Raw genomic sequence first — 12468 nt, 5'->3', positions numbered from 1 at the left:
GCCGGTGACGGTGGGCTTTTTGAGGCCTCTCCCGGAGCAGTAGACCCGCTTCAAGGCCACGGCTGCAACCTAATCCTGAATGGGTCCTGAAGGACCGCCAACATCCTATCTACAATTCAAAAGTTATGTCGCATAAATACTACGCGCAGACTCACTTTTCATGCGAACTTCCAGATTAATGGGGCAAGACATACTGATTCGTCGACGAGAGATACTGAAGACCGCCGTTGATACCTTGCCATTTGTCGCGTTGGCCAGTTCGCTGACTCTTCCGGCTTGGGCTGAGGAAGCACCTGCCATGGCGAACGACTTTTGGATTAGGCCGCGCACGATCAGGCTTCGCCGCGACGGTGTGCTGCTTGAATCGACGTACTGGATCGACGGCGAAGTTCAAGAGGAAGCGTGGAAAGAGATCAGCTGGTTTTTGCGGGACAAAGTCGAGAATCAAGCCGTGTGGATGCAACCCGTTCTGCTAGACATTTTGTATGGCGTCGACGGCTGGCTACGTTACTTCAACATTTCCGAACCAGTCGATGTCACCAGCGGTCATCGCACAGCTAGAAGAAATGCGCATATCGAGGGAGCGGCCAAGGACAGTCAGCATGTGAGTGGAGGCGCAACAGACATCCGACACTCTTCGGTCACAAGTCAGCAGTTCGCGCGCTTTGGGCTTTGGCTCGGCGGAGGTGGCGTGGGCTGGTACCCGTCAAAGGGATTCACCCATGTAGACAGAGGTCGGCTCAGATTTTGGAAAGGCTGAGCCCATACCCGTCAACACCGGCGCCTCACGCCAGTGCGACATATCGGGCTGTCGACATTACGGATTTACCGTAACCACACCTTCCAAGAAATAGACCCCGGGATTTGCAGCCGTAATAGGTGCGTAACCAATCGCAACTCGCAAAACCATATTAGTCACGACAGTAACCTTTGGCGCCACAAAGCCCACCTGGTTGGTCGCGGCCCCTCCCAGAGAAACAGCGGGGCCACTAACCACCGACCATTGGTAAAACAGCTTAGTTCCGCTAGTCGCGTTCATAGATACTACGGCCCCTGACTGCACCGACTGCGCCTGTGGAGTGATAGCCAGGGTAATTGCCCCACTTGGGTCAACAAGCACAGTAATAGTCGCTGATGTACTTTTGGTACCGGATGTTGTGGTAACCGTTACCGGGAAAAACACCGCATCGACAATACCGGTAGGAATGATCACGTCCACTAAGGAGCTGCCTGTCGCCGGAGTGATGACAGTCCCAAATGGAGCGCCAGCTCCCAAAGACCAGTTGTAGTTGATGACTGGACCAGCGGTCAGCACAGCTTTGGCGTCATACCAAGCGGAATTTGCGGTCAGCGACAAACGCGAACCCGGGTTTGCCGTCTTGTTTCCACTGATGGTTGTAACCAAGGTCGCAGCTGACTCTAACGGGTCAATGGTCACGACGACGCGACTCGTTACGACTGTGGATGCAGTCGATGCTACGGAAGTTGCCGTTGCCGCAATGGAATTGGTCACCGTCATACGGCAAACCAGCGTGATGGGGGTTGGCGATTGGACAATAGGCGCGGTGAAGCTTGATTTCGCGGCGTTGCCACTGGACAGCTCAATCGGAAGGTTGCCGTTGGATTCGATCACCCACTGGTAGCTGCTATCTGTCGGGCCAATGCAGTTCAGTGGGGCGACAGCTCCACTCTGTATGTGAAAAGCTGGGCCAGCCGCGCTCGTAAAGTCAGCGGCAGGGATCACCGGCTTGACAGCTACGCCCGAATCCGGGCCGTCTTGGCAACCAGAGAACAGTCCTGCAATGGTCACTGCGGCTGCAGCAAGCAAATGTGGACGGATGCGGGGCTTTGTTAAAAATATCATTTGGGTAGCGATCAATTTGCAGCCCGCGATTGTACGTAGAGCAACGATGAGGTCTTTTTTGTCGGGGGAGTTTGGATAAATGGCGTCAATAACGAACACATGATTCCCACGGCTTCTTGCCAACATTGCGATGGTCAGTAATTCGTCATGACTGAATTCAACAGGCGCCAATGACCAAACCCACTTGACCAAAAGGCTGCGCAATACAATCAGGTCCTTTCATAAGTTACATGGGTGAACTGCCTTGATAGCTAAACCTCCTCTATCGCGGATTCGTGAGTGTCGATCACGAGGCTTTACGCTGCTTGAGCTACTCGTCGTTATTGTGATTATCGGCCTGTTGGCTGGGCTGGTCGCCCCCCGGTATTTTGAAACGGTGGACAAATCAAAGGTAAAGGTCGTTCGTGCGCAGATGGACACACTTTCCAAAGTATTAGAGCAATACCGCTTAGAGGTCGGAACGTATCCGACTCAAGAGCAAGGTCTGGCAGCGTTGATGGCACAGCCTACCGGTGTCAAAAGATGGCAAGGCCCTTACCTAAAGAAGGAAGTTCCCGTTGATCCTTGGGGGAATCAATACCTCTATCATCTTTCCGGCAATGGTAGGGAGTTTGATTTGATATCGCAGGGATCTGACGGCCAGCCTGGCGGAGAGGGTGACGCCAAAGACATTGCACTGTCCGACAAGTCAACTGACTAAAAAGCTCTTCCACGCGACGCGCCCATGTCTACCCATGCATTCAGCATTACCGCTGTGGATATACGCGGTGGCCTGTTCTTCAGACGTGTGGACGCGATGTCCGAAGACGCCGCCAGGCTGGCTGTGTCTGCGGATGGAGCAACAGTATTGCGCTGTGAGCCCGTGACACCCACTTTGGGCGAAACATTTCGACGTCAGTTTTCGCAACTATTGGGCAAGTCTAAAACACTGGATACGGTGACTTTTTCTCAAGACATGGCAACACTGATGGACGCTGGCGTAACGGTCAAGGAAGCAATACACGCCCTGTACCAACAGGAAAAGACAGCCGCGCGCCAAGAAGTTATGGGCCAAGTCAATACTTTGATTTTGCAGGGACAGGCTTTCTCAGAAGCTCTGGCCCAAACCCAGGCCTTTCCGGATCTGTTGATTGCAACTGTCGCCGCCAGCGAAGAGACCGGTGACTTGGCAACGGGCCTGTCGCGCTATGCCAAGCACCAGCAAAGCCTACGCACCGTGCGGGATCGCGTGGTAGGTGCATGTGTCTATCCCTTACTATTGCTCATTGTGGGCTCCTTGGTTGTGGCTCTCCTGATGGGGGTAGTAGTTCCACGCTTTGCTACCCTGATCAATAGCAGTGGGAAAAAGCTTCCTTTGATGTCGCAAATCCTCATGGAGTGGGGGCGGTTTGTCAGCACCCATGCCTGGGCACCAGTTCTAATGCTCTTGGGTATCGCCTCGCTCTTGATTTTCGGATTCATCCAGTTTAACAACCCGCAAACCCGCAAAGTTCTGTTGAAGCGTATTCCAGGGGTAGCGGGAGTAATGCGTGAATTCCAGCATCTCCAAATGTACAGAACAACGGCGATTCTGACCTCGCGTGGTATCTCAATTCATAAGGCGCTGGTCTACAGTTTGGAATTCTTGAGCCCAGACGATCAAAGATTGCTCAAGAAATCCTTACTGGATATGCAGGAAGGCATTGGCGTCAGTGCCGCCTTATCGCAATCAGGTCTCGCTGATGTCGTGGCTTCAAGCATGCTTCACGTGGCGGAGAGGACAGGGTCCATGTCAGAGATGCTTGACCGCATTGCCGACTTCTATGAGCGCTCCCTACAGCGCAATATCGATATCGTCAGCAAACTGGTTGAGCCAATTTTAATGATCATTTTTGGCATCATCATCGGCGGTATCGTGATTTTGATGTATTTGCCGATATTTGATCTGGCTTCCAGTATTTCCTAGCGGTGGATATGCAACTGGAAACAGCGAACCCTGAGATTGGGTCCCTTGATTTTGATGTGCTCGCGAGTCATAGGGATCTCGGGTTTAAAGAACGCGTGCGCGCCCTGGCCCAGACACATGACGTCCCGGAGTTTGTCGTACTGCAGCGGTTTGGTGACGCCTTTGGTATGCGGACTCTTTCGGCCCACGATCTCGAGGACATTCACCCCGATTTTGAACGTGCCAGTTTTGCGGAATGCCAACGCAAACAGTGTGTACTGGGCACGAAAGCAAATGCGGCAGCGTCGAACCTTTTCCTTGTCACCTGCCATCCATACAACCTTGACGCGCACCAGTATTTTGAAGCACTGATTGAAGATCGGGCGCCCGACACGCTTACCCGTGTCTTGGTGCTAGAGGGTGATTTTCAGTTCTACCTGGAAAATGCCGAGAAGCACCTCCGCGCCATGGACACGGTCACCATCGAGGATGGCCTGAACGATGTTGAAGCTGGCGGCAGTACGATCTTGCAGCTATCCATGTCAGCGATTGAGAGCACGAGTAACCCAACCGTGCGTCTGGTTGATTCAACCCTTTACGACGCCCTAAAGATAGGCGCATCTGACATTCACTTTGAAGTGCAGAACAAAGCCCTGCACATCAAATATCGGTTAGACGGAGTCTTGCAGTCCATAAGGAAGGTCGATAGCTTAGACGCTGCCAATCAGGTTATCTCCCGCATCAAGGTTCTATCGGATCTCGACATCTCGGAGCGGCGCGTTCCGCAAGATGGGCGATTCAGGGTCATGTTGGACCAGCGTGAGATTGACTTTCGGGTCTCCGTGATGCCCAACATCTCGGGTGAAGACGCTGTGTTGCGGATCTTGGACCGCAAACACCTCACTGGGCAGTTCGAGTCCCTCTCCCTCGACACCTTGAGTTTCGAACAAGTCGTCAAGGATTTCATCCGACAGGCGGCCCGACTGCCCTACGGCTTGCTTCTGGTTACCGGCCCCACGGGTAGCGGCAAGACCACGACGCTATACGCCGCACTTTCAGAGATCAACACTGGTCTGGACAAAATCATCACGATCGAAGACCCCATTGAATACCAACTCAATGGTGTACTGCAGATTCCCGTCAACGAAAAGAAGGGCTTGACGTTCGCCAAAGGGCTGCGCTCCATCCTTCGGCACGACCCTGACAAGATTATGGTGGGCGAGATTCGCGACAGTGAAACAGCCCAGATTGCGGTTCAGGCAGCTTTGACCGGACATCAGGTTTTCACCACAGTACATGCAAACAATGTGTTCGATGTTATTGGGCGATTCTCGAATATGGGCGTGGATAGTTACAGCTTAGTGGCAGCCTTGACAGGCATCATGGCTCAACGCCTAGTGAGAACTGTATGCCAGCAGTGCGCGGTCGACGTAGAGCCTTCTGCAGAGCACCATGAACTCGACGCCGGATCGTCAAGGGCCGGACACTCCGAAGTCCCCGCATACAAGAAAGCAGTAGGATGCCCCGCTTGCCGCGGGACGGGTTACAAAGGCCGTTGTGCCATCGCCGAGACACTCTCCATTGACGATAGGATGAAGGATTTACTGGTACAGCATGCCCCCATCTCGACCATCAAAAGTGCCGCACGAGAGCAAGGGTTCAAGACGCTACGAGATTCCGCTATCTCCTTGGCTCGCCGTGGAATGACCACCTTGGACGAGATCAACCGAGTGACACCAGTCCAATGACCCGGTCAAGAATTGTCGTCTCACTTACTGAAGGCTTCATGACTATGGATGTCATGCGGCCCGAATTCAATACAGGTATCCGTCTGGCATGGAGACGCGGGATTGCGTATCTGTTCGGCAGAGACGCGGACTTTGACCACCCCATCCGATCTGTGACTGTGGGAGGCGATACCAGAACACAGAACCTGGCAATCCTGTTCCAAAACGGACTGGACACACTTAAGAGTAGCGAGCGCACTCTGTCTGGAACTTCTGTTGACGTCGTACTGGGCCCTTCGCTCTCCCGAGTCGGCGTTCTGGAAATACTTGCTGAGGGAGACGCTAACCTGTCGGACGCAGATAGGAGGGCTTATGTTGAAGCTTGGGTTTTACAAAACTGGGCCGTTCAGCCAGATGGCTGCATGCTGCGCTGGATTCCAATTGGGTCAGGTCGCCGCTATCTGGTAACTTGCATTGAGCACCACATCGTGGAGGTCGTTGACGCACTGTGTGCGCAAGCGGGCATGCGCCTCAGCAGTTGCAAACCTGCCTTCGTCAATCACATCGCCAAGTTGATAGATAGGGGCACGCCGATCGAGGGGCGCACCGGTCTCGATATGACTGCTATTCAATATACCGCCTTCGTTGAACGTAGGCTTGATGGCGGTCGCAGCCGCGTAGTCCAGTTTCTAGCCCTTAAAGGATTAGAACCCTTGTCCGCGGTGCGCATGTGGCTTCCGGCTGCGGCCCACACCAGCGGAGATGACGTGATCGACAAGGCTGTTCGTCGTCTGCGTGCGCAGCATCGCAGCACCGATGAGCCTAGAGTTGATGTCGTTCGCTGGCCAGAGGAGCACAGTGGAGCGATCAGCCGATGACCCACTATCTGGACATTAAACAGCTCAACGCTGCGCCAAGGGCACAAAAGCACCTTCCGATAGTTTGGGTGCTGCTGTGCATCGGTGCCATAGCCTTTGTTGCAAGCCTATACCCTCTAGTCTACGAGCTCTTACGCCTCAGTGAAGCCAAGTCCGCCCAGACGGCACTCGTTAAGGCCATACAGCGAGAAGCCGCTGAGCAGCGCAAATTACTGGCCGAGCAAAACAATACTGCGGCAACGGAACGCGAGTCGTTGCGGGCCCAAATCCAGGAATCGGTACACATGTCCTGGGACGGCATCTTCGACGCGTTGGAAGTGGCAGCCGACACCGTGCATGCTGGTGTCAGCATCGTCTCGCTGGCCCCTACCCGGGTCAATGGTACGGCGACGCAACTAAATATTTCTGCACTGGCTGCTAACACGCCAATCATGCTCGCGTACATCGAGGCGCTCAAGAAGGATCCCCGTGTGTTGCAAGCAGAGCTTTCTAACCAACAACCTGACGAAAAGGTCGGACCTACCGTTCTTCGGTTTAGGGTTAGCGTGACCCTGAATCCAAAAATCAACGTGCCACGTGTTACACGCGAGGTTGCTTCAGCGCCCGCGCCAGACGTGGCGACTACCACGCCGCCAGCCGCGAAAGGCATGGCCGCCGCCATCTCTCCGCTGCAGTCTGTCAATCCGACGGTTCAGACTAAACCAGTCAGCGCAGCAGCCACGCTTGCAGCGGCTGCTGCCTCGCCACCACCTGCGAAAGGAATAGCCGACGCTATCTTTCCGCTGCAGTCCGTCAATTCGACGGTTCAGACTAAACCAGTCAGCGCAGCAGCCACGCCAGCAGCGGCTGCTGCCTCGCCACCACCTGCGAAAGGAATAGCCGACGCCATCTTTCCGCTGCAGTCCGTCAATTCGACGGTTCAAACCAAACCCGCCAGCGCACCAGCCGCGCCAGCCAACAAGTAATGCGCGGAACAAGACTTCAGCAGACTGCCAGTAGCCTTTTCTCACAGGCTCTGCGCAGACGCCAGCTTGGTTGGCCAACGCTATTGGCGTCTGGCCTTCTCCTGGCAGCGTGTGCTTCTCTATCAGGCGCTTGGTATGCCCATAAGCAATTGCAGGAAGTCAACCGAGCCGTAGCGCTGATGCAAAAGACACAGCGCACGGCCATACGCAACCCATCCGTCAGCAATGAAGCCTTGCCAATGGCGCCGCCAGACTCGGCGTTCTTGGAAGACCTGCGCGCAATCTTTGCACTTGCAAACAGATTTGGTATTTCTTTGGGAGTTGTTGAGTACAAGACCGATCGGAACGAGAAACTTCCCTTGACCATGCGATCCATCGAACTAAAAGTTAAAGAAGACTATCCAAAAATCAAAGGCTTTCTTTCACAGGTGTTGATGGATTTTCCCTTTGCTTCTTTACAGGAGATAAGAGTCGAGCGCACGGATGGCCTAGCGACGCAGGGCACACTACTTATTCGTCTGATGCTTCTATATAAATCGCCGGACCGGAGCCCGGACACTGTCGGTGCTCCGATACCTCCAGGGAAGCTGGGGAATCCATAGCATGTTCACCTCGCTTAGGTCACGATTGACCCGTGCGCCACTCTGGCTGCAGCTCATACTTGTGCTGGTCGCAGGTTCGGCGAGCTTTTTCCTCGCACTCAAGATGGGGCCAAACAAGGGGGAAGCAAAGATCGATCCCCTGTCCATGATGGCCAAGCCTATGTGGATACCTGCTAGCACGCCTGCTGCGGACTTGCCCACCGTCGCACCGGCGCAAGCTGCAGCCAGCGTTGCAGTTGTACCCAGTCGTCTAACACCCGGAATTCTGCAGAACCCATTTGCACCATTGAACTTGCGCGCAAGCATGGACAAACCCGTAGTTGTCGCGGCTGTTGAGCCAAAGCCTCAGAAGAAGCCGGCGCCAAAGCCGCTTCCACCACCCCCCCCCCCTGCCCCGCCCGTGGTGCAGACGCCGCCGCCGCCGACCGCACCTCCATTGCCCTTTGTCGTCCTGGGGGCGATACGTGGCCAAGATATTGCCCGAGGAAAGCCTGTGGTGTTCTTAGACGAGCGGGGCAACTCGCTGGCTGTAAGCCAGGGTGATGACATCCGTGGCACTTACAAGGTTGAAGCAATCAACGCCGACACCATTGAATTTACTTACCTACCGCTGGGCCAGCGACAATCTCTACCTCTCGCGAAATAACGCATGCGCCGTCAGACACTTATGAATTTCATCCCAATCACATCTTCGCCATTCACTTGGCGTATGGTGTCCCTAGCATTGACAGCGCTGCTCGCAAGCTGCGCCGCTGTAGAGCATGCAAAGGGACTGGCGGAAGTGAAGTTGGATATGCCTGATCAAGGTATTGCCGACCTGAAAAGTGCGGCAAAACGTGCCAAAACTAATGCCGAATACAAAGTTGATTTTTTGCAGAATCGAGATCAACAAATCCGAGAATTGCTTAAGCTCGGTGATCGCCACCGTGCCGAAGGTTATATCGAACACGCCCAGCGGGTCTATGACCGCGCACTCAATATGGACGCAGGTAACGACGCCGTTCTGAATGCTATCAACGGACTTAAACAAGATGCTCGATACGTGCAGCTGCTGTTGGACGGAGAAGATTTCCTGGACCGCGGACGATTTGATCTTGCGCTAGAGCGCGCGATCCAGGTGCTGCAGGAGTTTCCGAAGAATCTGCGCGCCATCAAACTTAGGGATGACGCCACTGATGGAAAAGCCGCCGCGGACATCAGTCGATCTAAAGCGTTAGCCCTGCGAAATACCTTGGAAAAATTGGTCACACTGCAGTTCAGCGATGCAAGTTTGAAGTCTGTGTTTGAGTCATTGTCGAAGACCGCCAACCTTAATGTTCTGTTTGATCGCGAAGTCAAGCAGGATGCTAGGTCCACCATCCTTGTGACCAATGTCTCCGTGTCCGATGCGATCGACTTGTTACTACTGCAACACCAGTTGCGAAAGCGGACGATCAATGGCAATACGTTACTGATTTATCCCGCTAATGCCGCGAAGGTGGATGAATACGAAGATCTTTACATAAAAACCTTCCAGATCACCAACGCAGACATCAAGTATCTAGCCAACATGCTCAAAAACATGCTCAAACTCAAAGAGCTGTCAGCAGATGAGAAGACCGGCATCATGGTCATCCGCGACACGCCTGAGAGCTTGCGTCTAGCAGAACGCTTGATTGCCGCCCATGATGTCGCCGACCCCGAAATCATGCTGGAGGTTGAGGTCTTGGAAGTGGGTGATAGTCGTGAAAGTAGCCTAGGTGTAACCCCCCCCAGTAGCTTGACTATAAGTACCCCCGGGTCCTCTACGGCCCCCATGACAACAGGTGCGCTGGCACGTTTCAATCTAGGTAACCTGTTGGTGACCCCACTGTCGGGCACGATCAATTTCAAGCTCAGTGATACCGACGCCAAGATATTGGCCAGCCCTCGCATCCGAGCCCGCAATAAAGAGCAGGCCAAAATTATGATAGGGGACCGAGTTCCCACCATCGTCAATACTGTTACACCCATTAATACGGGGTCCTCGGTGATTACCGGCAACGTCACTTACCAGGACGTAGGTTTGAAGCTGGAGTTTGAGCCGCAGGTGTATGCGGACAGTGAGGTCGGAATTAAGATCAGCTTGGAAGTCAGCAATATTGCAAAGGAATTCACCGATGACAAGGGTGGGCGCTCGTACCAGATAGGCACCCGAAATGCCTCGACCAATCTCCGACTTAAGGACGGCGAAACTCAGATATTGGGCGGCTTGATCACCGACGAAGATAGAAATACGGCTGCCAAGGTGCCCGGCCTTGGGCACATCCCGTGGATCGGACGCTTGTTTGGCAACAATTCAGGGACATCCAATCGCAGCGAAATCATTTTGGCGATCACGCCGCACATCGTGCGCAATCTTGCGATACGTACACCCGATGTAAAAAACATCTTTTCCGGTACCTACAACGTTGTGCGAGAGAGGCCGATACTGGCTGATCCCGTCGACAAGCTGAGCGTGCCTGGTTCGTTGTTCGGTAGCACGGGAAGTGCCAGCACACAAAATACCGGCGCAACGACCTACAACGCGCCAACCATAGCGCCCACGGGGGCCGTTCTGTTTAATGCTGCTCCGGTCAAGTCATCGAACGCGATCGCACCAAATACACAAAATCGGCCTGTACCGGGTCAACCGTTGCCCCCGCCAATTGGTATGGGTCGATAGACCATTTACTACGAACTTATGAGTACCTTGCGACATATGCATCGGGGTTTTACCCTGATTGAGTTGTTGGTAGTCTTTACGCTATTGGCGTTGCTTTTGACAATTGCTGTCCCACGGTATTTGGAAACCGCCGATTCTTCCCGTATTAAAGTGCGCGACCAGAATATGGCGACTATCAGGGATGCACTGGATAAGTTCCGTGCCGACCAAGGACGCTTTCCAGCGAAATTTGAAGAACTGGTCGAGAAGCGCTACCTGAGGAGAATTCCCATTGACCCGGTCACTGATTCGGCTGACTGGACAATTGTTCAGGATCCGAGCCGGTTGGAAGCCGGGGTCTATGACATTGCTGCACCTAGCGAAACCAGCGCCCTGCCGAGAACACCTGAACCTGTGTCATCGGAGGCTGGGCCGGCCCTGGATAGGGGTGATATGCCAATTCCGAACGGCGCGACACAACCCATTGGGGGATCGTCGCCGATGCCCATCCAGCGTGCCGCATCCAAATGAAGCGCGCGGTACTTGGATTCACGCTGGTAGAGCTATTGGTCACGCTAGCTTTGATTGGAATTGTGGCGTCCGCTGTACTTCCCTTGGCCTCTGTGATGGAAGTGCGTGCCAAAGAGACAGAGCTGCGCCGCGCGTTACGCACGATTCGGCAGGCGCTCGACGCTTACAAAGCTGCGGCAGATTCAGGTGTAATAGAAAAAGCGACTGGCGCTTCCGGGTACCCGCCATCATTGGATGCCTTGATCAAAGGAATTCCCAGGGCTACTGAACTTAAATCGAACGCCCCACCCCTATTTTTTTTACGGAGCATCCCACGCGATCCGTTCGCGGAGGATCTGTCCGTACCACCAAGTGCGAACTGGAATATTCGCAGCTATGGCGCTATGCCTGGTGATTTCAGTGCAGGTAGAGAAGTCTTTGATGTTTCGTCTAAGTCGGAAAAGGTTGCTTTGGATGGGTCGCACTATCGTGACTGGTAGACAGAAGAAGTTGTGGCCCAGGCAATCTGGGGTCGTCCTTCTCGTGGTGTTACTTTTTGTGTTGCTGACAACAATGGCTGCAGGGTCGATGGTCCAGGTTTACCAAACGCAAACCCAACGGGAAAAGGAAGAGCAATTGTTGTTTGTTGGTCAAGCGTACCTTGATGCTATTCACAAATACTACGAGCAAACACCCGGTTCCAATAAGCTATATCCCGAGAGTCTGGATAGCTTATTGAAGGATGAGCGCGCCATAGTGAATCGCTGGCCCCTACGAAGGCTTTACCCAGACCCGATGACATCGGTTGGTGATCAGAATGCTTCGTGGGGCCTGATCAGGGCCCCCAATGGTGGCATTATGGGGGTGTATTCGCAAGCGCAAGGTGTGCCTATAAAGCAGGCGGGTTTTCCAATCAATTTGAAGGCGTTCGCAAATGCCTCGAGCTACGCAGACTGGCAATTTGTTTATACGCCGAAGTGAGCCGGTCTGCCCATATTATCTGACCCACTTAGCCTTTATTGCCATCAAGGACGTTTGGAGTGGCGCGAAGAGATGACTAACCGCTAGATTCACAGGCGTGCAGGCTTACCTGGCTACACCGCGAAGAAGGGGCCTGTCAGTTTTTTTTTGCGAGACATAACGTGCCTGAGGAGTATGCGTGCAAGCAGAAGCAATGAAGCAAACCAGCTCGGGATAACGAGCATTACCCAATGAACTCCTCGACCGGTTAGTCAGTGGCCCCATGGCTCCGAGACGATGAATCCCGCCTCTATGAGAATCAAAGAATCACAGACTATGGGAGTGCACCATGCCTGAAGAAGCCCACCGTCACCAG

General features: G+C 53.8%; 13 protein-coding genes. 12 read left to right on the top strand and 1 reads right to left on the bottom strand.

Annotation, left to right across the window (positions count from 1 at the left end):
- Positions 1-298: 298 nt before the first annotated feature.
- Complete coding sequence (locus AC097P_RS23070; RefSeq protein WP_479612785.1) at positions 299-760, top strand: YcbK family protein; 462 nt, start codon at positions 299-301, stop codon at positions 758-760.
- Positions 761-817: 57 nt separating this feature from the next.
- On the opposite strand, the gene AC097P_RS23065 is transcribed toward AC097P_RS23070, so the two are convergent.
- Positions 818-2068: a hypothetical protein gene (locus tag AC097P_RS23065; protein ID WP_479612784.1), complete on the bottom strand. Its 1251-nt coding sequence runs from the start codon at positions 2066-2068 to the stop codon at positions 818-820.
- Positions 2069-2108: 40 nt separating this feature from the next.
- Between AC097P_RS23065 and gspG the strand changes: the two genes are divergently transcribed.
- The 11 genes from gspG to AC097P_RS23010 all read left to right on the top strand — a co-directional run bounded on the left by gspG (position 2109) and on the right by AC097P_RS23010 (position 12113).
- Positions 2109-2564, top strand: a complete 456-nt coding sequence (gene gspG, locus AC097P_RS23060; protein ID WP_479612783.1) for a type II secretion system major pseudopilin GspG — start codon at positions 2109-2111, stop codon at positions 2562-2564.
- A 24-nt stretch (positions 2565-2588) separates the two neighbouring features.
- Complete coding sequence (locus AC097P_RS23055; RefSeq protein ID WP_479612782.1) at positions 2589-3809, top strand: type II secretion system F family protein; 1221 nt, start codon at positions 2589-2591, stop codon at positions 3807-3809.
- An 8-nt stretch (positions 3810-3817) separates the two neighbouring features.
- Positions 3818-5536 carry a GspE/PulE family protein gene (locus AC097P_RS23050; RefSeq protein ID WP_479612781.1) on the top strand — a complete coding sequence of 573 codons (1719 nt, stop codon included), beginning with the start codon at positions 3818-3820 and terminating at the stop codon, positions 5534-5536.
- A gap of 38 nt (positions 5537-5574) precedes the next feature.
- Positions 5575-6393: a hypothetical protein gene (locus AC097P_RS23045; protein WP_479612780.1), complete on the top strand. Its 819-nt coding sequence runs from the start codon at positions 5575-5577 to the stop codon at positions 6391-6393.
- The gene (locus tag AC097P_RS23040; RefSeq protein WP_479612779.1) at positions 6390-7358 is read left to right on the top strand and encodes a hypothetical protein; all 969 of its coding nucleotides are present in this window, start codon (positions 6390-6392) and stop codon (positions 7356-7358) included. Before AC097P_RS23045 ends, AC097P_RS23040 begins: the two co-directional genes overlap by 4 nt.
- 179 nt (positions 7359-7537) lie before the next feature.
- Positions 7538-7960 (top strand): hypothetical protein, encoded by a 423-nt coding sequence (locus tag AC097P_RS23035; RefSeq protein WP_479612778.1) that lies wholly within the window; start codon positions 7538-7540, stop codon positions 7958-7960.
- Between the two features lies 1 nt (position 7961).
- Positions 7962-8606 carry a hypothetical protein gene (locus tag AC097P_RS23030; protein ID WP_479612777.1) on the top strand — a complete coding sequence of 215 codons (645 nt, stop codon included), beginning with the start codon at positions 7962-7964 and terminating at the stop codon, positions 8604-8606.
- Between the two features lie 3 nt (positions 8607-8609).
- A complete protein-coding gene (locus AC097P_RS23025; protein WP_479612776.1) occupies positions 8610-10643 on the top strand; it encodes a secretin N-terminal domain-containing protein in 2034 nt (677 codons plus the stop codon).
- Between the two features lie 18 nt (positions 10644-10661).
- Positions 10662-11153: a prepilin-type N-terminal cleavage/methylation domain-containing protein gene (locus AC097P_RS23020; protein ID WP_479612775.1), complete on the top strand. Its 492-nt coding sequence runs from the start codon at positions 10662-10664 to the stop codon at positions 11151-11153.
- Complete coding sequence (locus AC097P_RS23015; RefSeq protein WP_479612774.1) at positions 11150-11632, top strand: type II secretion system protein; 483 nt, start codon at positions 11150-11152, stop codon at positions 11630-11632. Before AC097P_RS23020 ends, AC097P_RS23015 begins: the two co-directional genes overlap by 4 nt.
- A gap of 58 nt (positions 11633-11690) precedes the next feature.
- Positions 11691-12113 carry a type II secretion system protein gene (locus AC097P_RS23010; protein ID WP_479612773.1) on the top strand — a complete coding sequence of 141 codons (423 nt, stop codon included), beginning with the start codon at positions 11691-11693 and terminating at the stop codon, positions 12111-12113.
- The last annotated feature ends 355 nt before the right edge of the window (positions 12114-12468 follow it).

The sequence above is a fragment of the Rhodoferax sp. ZS1R8 genome (genome assembly GCF_056521325.1).
Note: the sequence above shows the minus strand (reverse complement) of the source record. Positions and strands in the feature narration are given on the sequence as shown.